The organism is Bacteroides sp. LFL-34, assembly GCF_027257075.1.
Lineage (GTDB): Bacteria > Bacteroidota > Bacteroidia > Bacteroidales > Bacteroidaceae > Bacteroides > Bacteroides ovatus.
In genome coordinates this window covers 17,917-31,476 of record NZ_JAPQKZ010000046.1, presented here as the reverse complement: position 1 = coordinate 31,476, position 13,560 = coordinate 17,917, and the positions used below count along the sequence as shown (strand labels likewise).

Genomic DNA, 13,560 nt, shown 5'->3' with positions numbered 1-13,560 from the left:
AAAATTTATACTAAGGTTATCGATAATCATATTTAGCAGCTTCGTTGGCCTGGTTAGCCGAGCGAACGGGTACTAATGTGAAGCCCCACTGGTAATCACGGTTAGCCGGGATCTGGTGGAAAGGTTCCGGGCGAGCACCCCAACTGTCATATCCGCCTACTCCTTGTTGCTTCATATCTACACAAACCTCAACGAAATCTCTGGGAGTGATGTCGTTGACATGATGCATTCTCCGTAATACGTTGCGGGCAGCGTTCTCGTCGTGATTGGCAACCTCTTCCGGGCTGAAGTTATTCCATTGGTAAGGGTGGGGCAGAGCTTCTTCAGAGTCAAAGTCTTCGATAGAGTTGCGCAAGGCATTGAAACCGATAAGACTGTCCGCTACCAACACCAGGCCGTTTCCTTTATTAGGAGATAAAGCGATCCAACGGGTATCAGTGTGATGTCCGTTTTCCTGTGGACGCACATAGTTGAAGTACATTTGATCCGCTGTTGTCTTATATACGCCAACGAGCGTTCCGTGATTGCGGTCGATATAATTCTCTTCCGGGCCACGGCCAAAGTATTGTACATTGTTCATCTGTGCCGGCAAGCGGAAACGCACACCGATACGGGGGACTTCCAGTTTGGAGGCAGCCTTGCGGGCAGCATCACTTCCGGGAGTAAATGTAGCCATGCGGGTAGCTTCGGAAACTTCTGTTTCTGTAGGCTGCATATCCGTTGATGTGAATTTGGCATTTACGTTAACTATTCCGTTCGGATAGATTTTGTAAGTGACAACATACAAGTTGCCGGCAGCCAGTAAGTAGGTTACATTTAAGGAGACTGCTTTATCTTCTGCTGTCATGGTGGCATCCGTTATGCGGAAGTTTTTGCTTGATTGTTTCCATACCTGCAAACGTTTAGGAGTGCTGTTACCATAGTCATTATCATTAGGAGCACGCCAGAAGTTAGGCTGAATACCAAATCCGTCTTTGAAATATTCTGTACCATCTACTTTATACGAGGTTACTAATCCGCTATTCTTGTTGAATACAAAGTTTACTTTGGAGGAAGAAACGATTAATTCATCTCCTTGAATCGTTGTTTTCAATGCCGGACCGTTTGCTTTATATATACTCTTCTCTGCCTGGATAGGAAGTTGGAACTGGTCGTATGCAATTTCATATCCGGTTGGAATCAACGGTTCAGGCTCTGTGGTTGTTACACTGAAGTTGACAAAATATTCTGTTCCCGGTTGGGCTTTCAGACCATTTACCGGTACGGTGAATTCTTTAGAGGCTTGCGGAGCAATATCCAAAGATACTTTTCCACCTTTTATTGTCTTTCCGTTAGCAAGTACATTGTAGTGAATCTGATATTTTTTCAGGTTAGTGAAATAGAAACGGTTGGTGATTTTGAATATACCGGCTGCGGCATCTACTGCTTCAAAACCTACATTCTGATGTACATATTTCACTTCAGCCATTGCCGGATGCGGACCACGATCCGGATTGACAAGACCGTTGCAGAGGAAGTTACCATCGCTAGGTGCGTCTACGCCGAAGTCACCTCCGTAGGCCCAGTATTCTCTTCCATTCTTATCTTTTTGGAGAAGACCTTGGTCTACCCAGTCCCAGATATATCCACCTTGGAGATTCGGATATTTGTAAATTGCCTGCCATTGTCCCCACAGGTTTCCCGTGGAGTTTCCCATGGCATGTGCATACTCCGAAGGAGCTACAGGACGGTCGCTACCATTCTTTCCGATATTTTCCAGCCAGTCGGCACCCGGATATTGCGGAACATACATATCGGAGTTCCATTCCCATTGAGCACGTTCGTAGTTGACCGGACGATCCATCAGATCTTTGTCTGCCTCTTTCAACCACAAATAAGTCTGATAGAAATTATATCCGTTTCCGGCTTCATTTCCCAGCGACCAGAATGTAACGCTCGGATAATTCTTATTACGTTCAAACATATTGATGGTACGATCCATGTGCGGTTTCAGCCATTCGGGATTGTTACCCAGTGAACCGCCTTTCCGGAGATCATAATACATTCCGTGGCTTTCCACGTTGGCTTCATCATATACATAAAGTCCGTATTCATCACAAAGCTCATAGAAACGGCGGTCTTGCGGATAGTGGCAAAGGCGTACACTGTTTAAGTTATGTTGTTTCATCAGTTCGAAGTCACGGCGCATTAAATCCTCTGTAACATAATGACCTGTTGACGGATTATGTTCGTGGATATTTACCCCTTTCAGTTTCAGAGGCTGACCGTTGATGAATAAGCAGACATACGGTTTTCCGTTAGCAGCCTTCTGTTCGATAGGCTTGATCTCAATCCGGCGGAATCCTACATTGAAAGGAATGATTTCATTGATTTTGCCATTCTCTTTTACTGTCATCAACAATTTGTATAGATTCGGATGTTCGGAGGTCCATGTGCTGACATCTGTCAGATTCTTATCGAAAGAAAGTGTACGTACTTCGTTCGATGGAATATAGGCTGTCTTCTCTTCAGTAGCTACAACTTTTCCTTGTGCATCTAATAGTTCATAAACTAATGTAAGATTAGTTGCAGCCTTTTCGTGATTTCTCAAATCGACATTTAAACCGAAGATTCCATTTTTGTAACTGTCGTCCAGCGTAGACTTAATTCGGAAATCTTTGAGAGCTGCTTTAGGCTGTGAATACAGAAAAACATCGCGTTCAATACCACTCATACGCCAGAAGTCTTGACATTCAAGATAGGAACCGGTGCTCCAACGGAGAATTTTAACTGTAAGTACGTTCTTTCCCGGCTTCACGTAATTGTTGATAAGAAATTCTGCCGGATTCTTGGAGTCTTCGCTATATCCTACTTCTTGTCCGTTGATATATACATATACGCCGGACTTAGCTCCTGCCAAATGCAAGTAGATATCCCGCCCGTCCCAGTCTGCCGGAATATCGATGTCCCGGCGATAAACTCCTACCGGATTGGCTTCGGGAAGAGCAGGAGGTTGTGGATTGCGCGGTTTGAATTCATAACCATGATTGGTGTAGATGGCTATTCCGTGTCCTTGTACTTCCCAGTTGCCGGGCACCTGAATATCATCCCACGAATCTGTATTGGTGTTCGGATCGGTAATGTTTTCGGGAAGTTTATTATAAGAGTCTACAAAGTAGAATTTCCAGGTTCCGTTCAGCAAGCGGTAATACTTGCTTCGTTCGAACTTGCCACTCAATGCATCAGCGCGATTGTTGTATGTCATAAAAGAAGTACGTGGATACTCTTTGTTAACTTCAACTACCTGCACGTCCTGCCAATAAGGTTTCACGGCTTTCTCTGCCATTGTACTAAGTGTTGTCAGGGAAAATATTCCCATGAAGATGCCTGTTAATAAGTTGGGGGTTGGTCGAAATTTCATGTTTCTCAATATTGGTTTTTCATTTCTTTTTTATTTTACTTTAATATGATCGAATCCTTCTCCATATACTCCAATGACAGCACTTTGCGATACAAATGCATTCGGGTCTATGTCTTTTATCAACCGGAAGATGATAGGCGATTCCCTTTTCTTGGCTAATACAAACATCATCTTAACTTCTCGTCCTGTATAAAAGCCGGTTGCATTGATAATCGTTACTCCCCGGTGTGGGTATTCGTTAATATGCCGTCCTATTTCTTCATATTTGTTGGATATGATAAAGAACTGTACAGATTGGCGGGCGCTATTCACTACCTGGTCGAGAACGAAACTACAAATATAAAGAGTTACAAACCCATACACCACTTTTTCCCAGTCTTTTAAGACAAAATAACTGGAAGAAATGATAATCATATCGCAGATGAGCACGACTCTTCCTAATGTGATGTCCCGGTATTTGTTGATGATGGCTGCAATTATATCTGTACCTCCCGTACTTCCATTAGCCGAAAAAGCAACACCTATGCCACCTCCACAGAAGGATGCTCCGATGACACATGCCATAAAGGGCTGGTCGTGGAGAAGCCCGAAACCTGCCGTCAATTTTTGAATGACGGACAGAAAGAAGGTGAGGGTAAATACACCAAAAATAGTTTTGATGCAAAACTTTAGTCCCAGCAACTTGAGGGCCAGTAGTAGCAAGAAGAAGTTGATGCTGAAGTACGTATATTGTACCGGAAAACCTGTGGCCCAATATACGATAGAAGCAATACCCGGTACTCCCCCGGTGGTGATATCGTTAGGTAACAGAAAAACGGTCCAACCGATACCATACAAAATCATGCCGATGGCAATCATTACATAATCTCTGGCTTCACGGATAATGCTTTGCTTAGAAGGCTTTGGAATAGCTGTTTTCATAAACGTGATTATGATAATCTATAAAATGTTCAAACACGAACCCATGAATAATCCGGCTTTGGGGGAGAAGCCGGATTGGTTCATTATGCTCGTGCTAAAAGGAAATATGCTGTTTTATTTTGCAAAAGCGTGACGGTAGCCTTGTACTTTATTCCATCCGCCGCGAGTGAAGTCGGGTACTTCTACCGGAGCTGAATTGTTCTCGATAGAAAGTCTGGTAAGTTCAGCCATGCAACACCATTCTGCCAGGTCATAAACGTCCATATCCAATGGCAGTCCATTCTGCAAGCAATATGCCAGACGGTAGTCCATGATAAAGTCCATACCACCATGTCCACCTACTTTCTTGGCTGTTTCTTCCAACTCTATATGAATAGGATCTTTATATTTATCCATCAAGGCTTTTTTTACGTTTTCAGGTACAGAACCATGTGCATTCAGATTCTCATGATTAGGCACATCTTTTGAATCAACTAGTGAAGGTCTCAGGCAATATTCTTCAATCGGATATTTGCTTGCGTAACCATCGGCTCCCACTATCTGATACATACGGCTGTATGGGCGTGGAGTCATTACGTTGTGCTGAATCAACATTGTTTTACCGTTCTCTGTGCGAATCAGGGTAGAAGTCTGGTCACCATTCTGGAAGTCAGTCACCTCTTCTCCTGTTTGTTTCTTAATATAAGCCGGTCCGTTGACAGCTTTCGTATCCATCGATACCAATGTTTTCATGCGGTCACCACGGTGGATATTAAGTACCTGACAAGCAGGGCCCATGCCATGGGTAGCATATACATCACCGCGGTGTAGATGATTATAATCCATTCGCCAGTTATTCCAGTATTCAGGCCAGAAATCTTCCAGATTATGGATATATGAACCTTCTACATGAAGTACTTCTCCGAATACGCCTTGTTGTGCCATATTTAAAGAAGTCAGTTCAAAGAAGTCATATACGCAGTTTTCGAGCTGCATACAATGCTTACGTGTCTTTTCGGAAGTATTGATTAGCTGCCAGATTTCATCCAGTGTCATGGCGGCAGGAACTTCGATAGCTACATGCTTACCGTGTTCCATGGCATAAACACCCATTGCTGCATGATGTTTCCAGTCGGTGGCTATGTATACCAGATCAATATCGTCCCGTTCACAAAGTTGCTTCCATGCCTCTTCCGAGCCACTGTAAGAAGCAGCTTCAGGAAGTCCGGCATTCTTCAAAATTTCTTGTGATTTTTCAACACGTTCGGGAAGCAGGTCGCATAATGCTACAATCTTAGTTCCCGGGATATGGGTCCAGCGTACCACGGCACCAGGACCACGCATTCCTAATCCGATGAAACCGACACGAACGGTATCAATTTTAGGAGTAACGAGTTGGATTACATCTTCTTGTCCGGCAGGGCGGGCAGGAGTTTCTACTTTGATAGGAGTAAAGGCTTCGGGAGCCTTTGGTTGTAGAGTACAACTGGTGTGCCAAGTTAACAAAGCCAAGCCGATAGCCGTGACTGTAAATAGTTTCTTCATCATATTTTAAAGTTTTTAATAGGGGTTATTCGATGTTTTTCATTTACGTGTCAAAAATAGTAATTAATTAGCCAACTATTTATATTTATAATCGATATTTTCATCATAAAAGTTTCTATTATGAGGTAAAAGATGAGTCTGACTTTTTCTACCTGATTTTGTGTAGGCTTATGTGATGTCAAATACATATAAAAGACATGCCATAAAAAGGCTCTTCCTAAAAAGAAGTCACCTTTTTAGAATTGCTTAACGTTTACTGCTCCTGTTGGGGTAAACTACCTACTTCGTCTGTACTTCTGATAGAACCTAGTATTTGTATTTTTTCCAGGCTCCCCTGGTGAAATCCGGTATTTCTACTGCCATGCTCTTATTCAGTACAGATTTTTCACTTAGTTCTGTGATACACGACCATTCGGCTGCATCGTATACATCCATATCCAGTGGAAGCCCGTTGCGCAGACAATGAATAAGGCGGTAATCCATAACATAATTCATTTCATTGGGTAGGCCTCTGCGATGTGCTTCTTCGCCAATGGTTGCGTTAAAAGGATGTTTATAGCGTGCCATCATTTTTTCTAGCAGTTCTCCTTCAAGTGGAGTGTCTCCATTAGGATCTAGGGCGATACAGGGGACAGGGTATTTTTGGGCGAATCCCAGTGTGCCGCATACTGTTTGAAGGCGGCTGTAAGGACGTGGGGTGGATATGTCGTATTGAAGCATGATTGTCTTCCCTTTGAGCGTGTGGATAAGAGTGGTGTTTACGTCTCCCAATTGATATTTCTGGTGGGCTTCCGGTGAATATTCGCCGAATAGTCTGCGGGCATACTCGCTCATTCCTGCCTGATGAGTAGACATGGACACGAGATATTCCATTCTGTCACTGCGATGAATATCCAGTATCTGGCAGGCGGGGCCCAACCCATGAGTGGGATAAGGATTGCCTGTATGTTCGATGCTGTATCTTTTTCCCCAATGGTTGTGATAGCCGCCTTCGCTCTCTTCGGCAAAGTACATTGAACGAAGATCGTGAATGTAGGCTCCTTCTACATGCATGATTTCTCCGAACAATCCTCGTTGGGCCATGTTGAGAGTCATTAGTGCAAAGGGATCATAACAACAATTTTCGAGCATGATGCAGTGTCGCCTGGTTTTTTCTGCAGTGTCTACCAATTGCCAACATTCTTCCACGCTCATAGCAGCCGGAACTTCAATAGCTACATGTTTATTGCATTCCATTGCGAAAGTTGCCATTGGAGTATGCATTAACCAGTCGGTGCAGATGAATATTAAATCTACTTCATCCGATTCGCACATCTTCTTCCATCCCTCCACTCCGGTATATCCGGTGGCTTCGGAACGGTCGGCTTCTTTTAATAGTTGTTGGGCCTTACTTAGATTTCCTTCTCTTATTTCACAAAGAGCTTTGATTTCTACTCCTTCAATTTGCAGATAACGTTGTAAGGTGAGCAATCCTCGATTGCCCAGTCCTATAATCCCGATGTGGACAGTGGGGATAGGGGGATGTGCTAGTCGGAGTACATGCGATTGTACCGGAGAATTTTTCATAAGCTTAGCGGTCTAAAATAAAACAAAAAAAGAGAATCTAATTTCTCAGATTCTCTTTGGAGAGCGGAAGACGGGGCTCAAACCCGCGACCCTCAGCTTGGAAGGCTAATGCTCTATCAACTGAGCTACTTCCGCAATTTTTGTGGGCAAAGATGGATTCGAACCACCGAAGTCGAAAGACAGCAGATTTACAGTCTGCCCCATTTGGCCACTCTGGTATTTGCCCTTTTTTGCTTTTGAGGAGGTTTGTTTCTCAATTGCGGTGCAAAGATACAACTATTTATTTAAACTCCAAACAAAATCGATCATTTTTATTGCAGTAATTGCACATTCATCTCCTTTGTTACCCAGTTTGCCACCGGCACGATCCTCTGCTTGCTCCATTGTATTTGTGGTAATTAATCCGTAAATGACTGGTATATCGCCAGTTGCGTTTAATTCGGTAATTCCTTGGGTTGCTCCCATGCAAACATAATCAAAATGTGGGGTATCTCCTTTAATTACGCAACCAATTGCAATAATTGCATCAAGATCGCAATTTTCCATCATTTGGTTGGCTCCAAAAGTAAGTTCGAAACTTCCCGGTACAGTTTTCACCAGAATATTTTCGTCTTTTGCTCCATGTTTTTTTAATGTATCGACTGCGCCTTTCAGTAAAGCACCGGTAATATTGAAATTCCATTCGGATACGACGATACCAAATTTCATTGCTTCTGCATTCGGAACGGAATTGAAATCATATTCGGATAAGTTATGGTAAGCTGTTGCCATAGTTAATTAAAAGTTGAGAATTATAAAATGAAGATTTGAGAGTATGAGAGATTTAAGAAGAAAGGCACGGATTTCACGGATTCCACGGTTTTAATAGATAGTCCGCTTAATCCGGTGTAATCCGTGCCTCGATTTCCTTATATAATAGATGGTATATTATTTTTTCATCAATTTAGCTTGCTCGATATATTTGTCGATGTCCATAGCCTGATAAGATTGGAAATATTTATCCTTGATCTTAGTGTAAGCGTTTACAGCATCGTCATATTTTCCCTGTTTTACCAGGATTTCACCAGCTTGTATCAGGAAGATCGGGCTTAATGTGTTGTTGTCAGCTTTGTCTGCTGCCGACAATAAAGTAGAAGCCGCTTTGTCTAATTGGCCAAGTTGTGCATAGCAGTTACCTGCAGCACCCAAAATTGCCGGAGCAACCATTTGGTCTTTTCCATTGAAGCTGTCCAGCATCTTCACTGCTTCTTCATATTTGCCAAGTTGTGCGTAGCAAATACCAGCATAAGCTTTTGCCAAATTGGCAGCTTTTGTTCCGCTGTAGTCATCAGCAACTTTCAGGAAACCTGTATAACCGATGCTGTCACCGTTCAAAGCTTGTTCAAAAGCATCCTGTTCAAAGTATTCCTGTCCTTTGAAAAGAGCTGCCTGTGCTTTTTCTTCACGTGGTTCAGCATAGAGGTTTTTGTACATGATAAAACCTGCTACAATAATAATCACAGCAACAACACCGCCAATAATTGCGTTTTTGTACTTGATAAGAAATGCTTCCGATTGTGTCAGTGCATCTTCTACGTTCAGATGTTCGTTCTGATTCTTTTGTTCTGCCATTTTATATGATTCTTTTTGTTATTATTCACAGTTTGATATTTCGACTCGCAAAAGTAGTTTTTTTATATCTACAAACGAAATTTAGAAGCATCTTTTTTTGTTTTACACCCGAAAACCACGAAAATCTTGCTACTTTTGTGAACAAATTAACGTGTACACAATGATACTGAAACGAATATCCATATTAAACTATAAGAATCTGGAAGAGGTAGAACTGGGATTCTCTGCTAAGCTGAATTGTTTTTTCGGACTGAATGGAATGGGAAAGACGAATTTGCTGGATGCGGTGTATTTCTTGTCTTTCTGTAAGAGCTCCGGAAACCCGATTGATTCTCAAAATATTCGTCATGAACAAGACTTTTTCGTAATTCAGGGCTTTTATGAAGCGGAGGACGGAACTCCTGAAGAGATTTATTGTGGGATGAAACGCCGTTCGAAGAAACAATTTAAGCGGAATAAGAAAGAATATAGCCGTTTTTCGGACCACATCGGTTTTCTGCCTTTGGTGATGGTTTCACCTGCCGATTCCGAATTGATAGCCGGGGGAAGTGAGGAGCGTCGCCGGTTTATGGATGTAGTGATTTCGCAGTATGATAAGGAATATCTTGAAGCGCTGATACGGTATAATAAAGCATTGGCGCAGCGTAACGCATTGTTGAAGAGTGAGTTTTCGGTGGAGGAGGAGCTGTTTCTTGTATGGGAGGAGATGATGGCGCAAGCCGGTGCAATCGTATTCCAGAAACGTGAAGCGTTTATCCGGGAGTTTATTCCTATTTTCCAATCTTTCTATTCCTTTATCTCGCAGGATAAAGAGGTGGTGGGATTATCTTATGAGTCTCATGCGCGGGATGCTTCTTTGTTGGAAGTGTTGAAGCAAAGCAGGGAGAGGGATAAGATAATGGGATTCTCTTTGCGTGGGATTCATAAAGATGAGTTGAATATGTTGTTGGGTGAATTCCCGATAAAGAAAGAAGGTTCGCAGGGACAGAACAAAACGTATCTGGTAGCATTGAAACTGGCGCAGTTTGATTTCTTGAAGCGTACCGGCTGGACTGTTCCTTTATTATTATTAGATGATATTTTCGATAAGTTGGATGCTTCCCGTGTAGAGCAAATAGTGAAGCTGGTGGCTGGAGACAATTTCGGGCAGATATTTATAACGGACACGAACCGGGGACATCTCGACCGTATTTTACATAAGGTAGGCAGCGATTATAAAATATTTCGTGTAGAAGAGGGCACAATTCAAGAAACGGAGGCTGATAATGAAGCGCAATGATGCCGAACAAATAGGAAAACTGATTCAACAGTTTCTTCGTCAGGAGAGTTTGGAATCTCCGCTGAACGAACAAAGACTGCTGGATGCCTGGCCTCAAATCTTGGGACCGGCAGCGGCTTATACCAGCAATCTTTATATTCGTAATCAGACATTATATGTGCATCTGACTTCCGCAGCTCTTCGTCAGGAATTGATGATGGGGCGTGAGGTATTGGTGCGCACGCTGAATCAGAGAGTCGGAGCTACCGTAATTACAAATATTATTTTTCGTTGAAGAAAGATATTCTGTCTATAACCTTTATACCTAGCTTCCGGAGTGTTTCGGTTGCACGGTTGTAATAAAAAGGGTTTTCCAAATATTGATTGTTATGGGCGTCTACGCCGATGATAGCGGTGCAACCTTCATGGGCGGCTATTTTCCAGAAATCTGGATGAGGAATGGTAGTAATACCATGAATATCATTGTACTCTTCATATCCGATATTATATTCCAACGGTAAGTTTAACCGTACTGCCGTCCGGCAGATATGTCTGCTGACTAGCTTACAATGACGATCGAACTCGGGGTAAGAACGCATAAATAAATCCGGATGGGCAAGGTAGGCAAATAGTCCGCTTTCCATTCCTTCAATAGCACTCTCTTCATAGAGTTCGAGCATGTCTACCGAATCTGTATTCCGGCCGAAGTAGGGGAACTTCTCATCTGTGTGAAAATGGTGATTTCCAAAGATGATATAGTCCAGTTTATATTCTTTGATGATTCCTTTTAACCAGTGTATGTATTCAGGAAAGTATTCGCATTCCAATCCTATTTTTATGCTGATTTGATTTTTATATTTCTCTTGCAGCGAACGGATACTTTCCACATATCCCGGTAACTCTTCGGGAAGCATCCGGATGTCGGATATATAATCAGTGTGATATTTCCACGGAGTGTGGTCAGAAAAGCCTAATTCTTGATAGCCGCCTTTGATGGCACTTAAAACAAATTCTTCGTCACTCCCTGTCGCATGATGGCAGCGGGTGGTGTGGGTGTGATAATTCGTCTTCATTGATTGTTATGATTATATCCATGCGGATGTCGAATGATTCCGCCGGAACTTCTTCTACTAATTGAAATGGGAAACAGATTCCTGCTTTATAGGCTGATGGTATGCGTGGCAGGAGACGGTCATAATATCCTTTTCCCCGCCCCAAACGGTTACCTTTAGCATCGAAAGCTACTCCGGGAACGACGATGAAGTCTATGGCCGCATAGTCTGTGAATATTTCTCCGGTTGGTTCTGCTATACCGTAGATACCGCTGATTGACATGTCTTCCGGTCCGGTGTATATCCGTAGTTCTAAATCATCGCCTACTACTACAGGGAGTAGAATCCGCTTTTCGCTACTCCATTTTTGAATAAAGGCATGTGTATCTACTTCGTCATTCAGCGAATGGTATAGTAATACAGTATTTGCCGCCCTGAAAGCCGGATGGGCTTCAAGGGCGGCAAGTATATTAGCTGATTGCAGCTTTCGCATAGTTGAATCCGCGTGTTGGGTCTTCAGTAATGCTATATGCTTGCGCAGTTCTTTTTTTCTTTCCATCTTTTTTATCCTTCGTCACTTCTTCTTCAACGGCTACCGGAGCTTTGGGGAAAGCTTCTCCTTTTTCAAGTATCTCAATACCTTTAATGACAGTAGCATCTGTTTTGTTGAAGTATTGGAGATAGGCTTCCAGTCCAAGCATATTGTAGATGATGTTGCCAAAGAGGTTCTTTTCCAATAGTTTGTATGATTTCTGAATGAGGATATTTCTTCTTTTCACTCCTTTACTGTCGGCAAAACGGACAAACTGTTCCACCAAACCCTGATGACGAAGATAGTTTAGTAATTCTTCCTCAGTTTCGTATTGGCTTAACTTCTTCCGGTTATTGTCGGTGTATTGGAATGTGAACTGAATAGTCAGTCCCCGGTTAATAACTGTCGATAGATAAGAAGTGACTCCCGTTGTATCCTGCGGTACGAATATATCCGGCATGATACCACCGCCGCCATACACAGTACGTCCCAAGCTGGTATTATAACGTTCGCTCTCATTCTGCTTGATACTATCACGTGAGAAAAATTCTCCATGTTCGTAACGGGTGTATAAATCCAGCTCGTAGTTACGGTCTTTACCGCTTTCGTATGGGCGTTGGATGCAACGTCCGGATGGGGTGTAGTAGCGGGCGATTGTCAGGCGGATAGCCGATCCGTCACTGAAATCGATAGGCTGTTGCACAAGTCCCTTACCGAAAGAACGGCGTCCTACAACTGTACCCCGGTCGTTATCTTGAATAGCTCCGGTGAAAATTTCACTGGCGGAAGCAGATCCTTCGTCAATCAATACAACGAGCGGCATTTTCTGACAACTACCCGTACCGTTGGCAAATTCTTCTGCACGTGGATATTTACGGCCTTGAGTATATACGATCAACTTACCTTCAGGCAAGAATTCATTTACCATGCGGATAGCAGCTTCCATATATCCTCCGGTATTACCGCGCAGGTCAATGATTAGACCTTTGCATTTTTTGTGGTTGAGTTGTGCTAATGCATTAAGCAATTCCACATGGCTGGTACGTCCGAATTTGCTGACTTTCACATAACCGATATCGTCGTTTACCATGTAAGCAGCATCTACGGTATTTTGAGGAATGTCTCCACGTGTGATGTTGAAGTGTAATAAGTCCTTTTCTCCTGTTCGTTTGATTCCCAATTTTACCTGTGAGCCTTTCGGACCTTTCAAGGTGCGCATAGCCCGTTCGTTCGTTACTTTCTTGCCGACAAACAAGCTATCATCTACAGTAACAATGCGGTCGCCCGCCATTAATCCTATCTTTTCAGAAGGACCTCCCTGAACAACAGCATTGACATGAATGGTGTCATTCTGTATGGTAAACTGGATGCCAATTCCGCTGAAGCTGCCTTCCAGTTCAGAGTTGACTTCTTCGAGATTTTGGGCTGGGATATAAGTTGAATGCGGATCCAGTTCGGCTAGAATTTGCGGCATGGCTTTTTCTACCAAATCGGCCATGTTTACGGTGTCGACATATTGATCGTCTACAATGCGTAACAAAGCGTTTAGCTTATTGGAGGAACCATTAATGATACCCAAACGGTTGCCGGCAAAATGCTTGGCATAAAATGTACCGATAAGAATCCCGACTACCACACTGACTGCTATGATGACAGGTGTAAAACGTGAAGAGTTTTTTGTACTCATGTCTATTCC

General features: G+C 42.9%; 11 protein-coding genes and 2 tRNA genes. 2 read left to right on the top strand and 11 right to left on the bottom strand.

Annotation, left to right across the window (positions count from 1 at the left end; all coding sequences use genetic code 11):
• Positions 1 to 16 precede the first annotated feature (16 nt).
• From N5O98_RS21815 to N5O98_RS21780, 8 genes are all read right to left on the bottom strand, one after another.
• The gene (locus N5O98_RS21815; protein ID WP_022199893.1) at positions 17 to 3,358 is read right to left on the bottom strand and encodes a glycoside hydrolase family 2 TIM barrel-domain containing protein; all 3,342 of its coding nucleotides are present in this window, start codon (positions 3,356 to 3,358) and stop codon (positions 17 to 19) included.
• A 72-nt stretch (positions 3,359 to 3,430) separates the two neighbouring features.
• The gene (locus N5O98_RS21810; protein ID WP_004301761.1) at positions 3,431 to 4,321 is read right to left on the bottom strand and encodes a YitT family protein; all 891 of its coding nucleotides are present in this window, start codon (positions 4,319 to 4,321) and stop codon (positions 3,431 to 3,433) included.
• 114 nt (positions 4,322 to 4,435) lie between these two features.
• Positions 4,436 to 5,845: a Gfo/Idh/MocA family protein gene (locus N5O98_RS21805; RefSeq protein WP_022199891.1), complete on the bottom strand. Its 1,410-nt coding sequence runs from the start codon at positions 5,843 to 5,845 to the stop codon at positions 4,436 to 4,438.
• 306 nt (positions 5,846 to 6,151) lie between these two features.
• The gene (locus N5O98_RS21800) at positions 6,152 to 7,411 is read right to left on the bottom strand and encodes a Gfo/Idh/MocA family protein (RefSeq protein WP_004308568.1); all 1,260 of its coding nucleotides are present in this window, start codon (positions 7,409 to 7,411) and stop codon (positions 6,152 to 6,154) included.
• A 62-nt stretch (positions 7,412 to 7,473) separates the two neighbouring features.
• Positions 7,474 to 7,546: transfer RNA gene (locus tag N5O98_RS21795), tRNA-Gly, on the bottom strand.
• A gap of 8 nt (positions 7,547 to 7,554) precedes the next feature.
• Positions 7,555 to 7,637, bottom strand: a tRNA-Tyr gene (locus tag N5O98_RS21790).
• Positions 7,638 to 7,687: 50 nt separating this feature from the next.
• Positions 7,688 to 8,182 carry a 6,7-dimethyl-8-ribityllumazine synthase gene (gene ribH / locus N5O98_RS21785; protein ID WP_004301766.1) on the bottom strand — a complete coding sequence of 165 codons (495 nt, stop codon included), beginning with the start codon at positions 8,180 to 8,182 and terminating at the stop codon, positions 7,688 to 7,690.
• 156 nt (positions 8,183 to 8,338) lie between these two features.
• Positions 8,339 to 9,022: a tetratricopeptide repeat protein gene (locus tag N5O98_RS21780; RefSeq protein WP_004301767.1), complete on the bottom strand. Its 684-nt coding sequence runs from the start codon at positions 9,020 to 9,022 to the stop codon at positions 8,339 to 8,341.
• A 160-nt stretch (positions 9,023 to 9,182) separates the two neighbouring features.
• On the opposite strand from N5O98_RS21780, the gene recF reads away from it, so the two are divergent.
• Positions 9,183 to 10,301 carry a DNA replication/repair protein RecF gene (gene recF, locus N5O98_RS21775; RefSeq protein ID WP_008775475.1) on the top strand — a complete coding sequence of 373 codons (1,119 nt, stop codon included), beginning with the start codon at positions 9,183 to 9,185 and terminating at the stop codon, positions 10,299 to 10,301.
• Positions 10,288 to 10,575 (top strand): DUF721 domain-containing protein, encoded by a 288-nt coding sequence (locus N5O98_RS21770; RefSeq protein ID WP_004301769.1) that lies wholly within the window; start codon positions 10,288 to 10,290, stop codon positions 10,573 to 10,575. The genes recF and N5O98_RS21770 overlap by 14 nt, the downstream gene beginning before the upstream one ends.
• On the opposite strand, the gene N5O98_RS21765 is transcribed toward N5O98_RS21770, so the two are convergent.
• Genes N5O98_RS21765 through N5O98_RS21755 form a run of 3 tightly spaced genes read right to left on the bottom strand, consistent with a single transcriptional unit; the run spans position 10,562 to position 13,551 of the window.
• Positions 10,562 to 11,353, bottom strand: a complete 792-nt coding sequence (locus N5O98_RS21765) for a histidinol-phosphatase (protein WP_004320889.1) — start codon at positions 11,351 to 11,353, stop codon at positions 10,562 to 10,564. The genes N5O98_RS21770 and N5O98_RS21765 overlap by 14 nt on opposite strands.
• Positions 11,298 to 11,825 (bottom strand): 5-formyltetrahydrofolate cyclo-ligase, encoded by a 528-nt coding sequence (locus N5O98_RS21760; protein WP_004308571.1) that lies wholly within the window; start codon positions 11,823 to 11,825, stop codon positions 11,298 to 11,300. Before N5O98_RS21760 ends, N5O98_RS21765 begins: the two co-directional genes overlap by 56 nt.
• A complete protein-coding gene (locus N5O98_RS21755; protein WP_004301772.1) occupies positions 11,803 to 13,551 on the bottom strand; it encodes a S41 family peptidase in 1,749 nt (582 codons plus the stop codon). The genes N5O98_RS21760 and N5O98_RS21755 overlap by 23 nt, the downstream gene beginning before the upstream one ends.
• Positions 13,552 to 13,560: the final 9 nt, after the last annotated feature.

Coding starts and splice junctions, on each gene's coding strand:
- N5O98_RS21780 (WP_004301767.1), bottom strand. CDS start 9,022: ATGGCAGAACAAAAGAATCAGAACGAACATCTGAACGTAGAAGATGCA.
- N5O98_RS21805 (WP_022199891.1), bottom strand. CDS start 5,845: ATGAAGAAACTATTTACAGTCACGGCTATCGGCTTGGCTTTGTTAACT.
- N5O98_RS21765 (WP_004320889.1), bottom strand. CDS start 11,353: ATGAAGACGAATTATCACACCCACACCACCCGCTGCCATCATGCGACA.
- N5O98_RS21815 (WP_022199893.1), bottom strand. CDS start 3,358: ATGGGAATATTTTCCCTGACAACACTTAGTACAATGGCAGAGAAAGCC.
- N5O98_RS21810 (WP_004301761.1), bottom strand. CDS start 4,321: ATGAAAACAGCTATTCCAAAGCCTTCTAAGCAAAGCATTATCCGTGAA.
- N5O98_RS21755 (WP_004301772.1), bottom strand. CDS start 13,551: ATGAGTACAAAAAACTCTTCACGTTTTACACCTGTCATCATAGCAGTC.
- N5O98_RS21800 (WP_004308568.1), bottom strand. CDS start 7,411: ATGAAAAATTCTCCGGTACAATCGCATGTACTCCGACTAGCACATCCC.
- N5O98_RS21770 (WP_004301769.1), top strand. CDS start 10,288: ATGAAGCGCAATGATGCCGAACAAATAGGAAAACTGATTCAACAGTTT.
- N5O98_RS21760 (WP_004308571.1), bottom strand. CDS start 11,825: ATGCGAAAGCTGCAATCAGCTAATATACTTGCCGCCCTTGAAGCCCAT.
- recF (WP_008775475.1), top strand. CDS start 9,183: ATGATACTGAAACGAATATCCATATTAAACTATAAGAATCTGGAAGAG.
- ribH (WP_004301766.1), bottom strand. CDS start 8,182: ATGGCAACAGCTTACCATAACTTATCCGAATATGATTTCAATTCCGTT.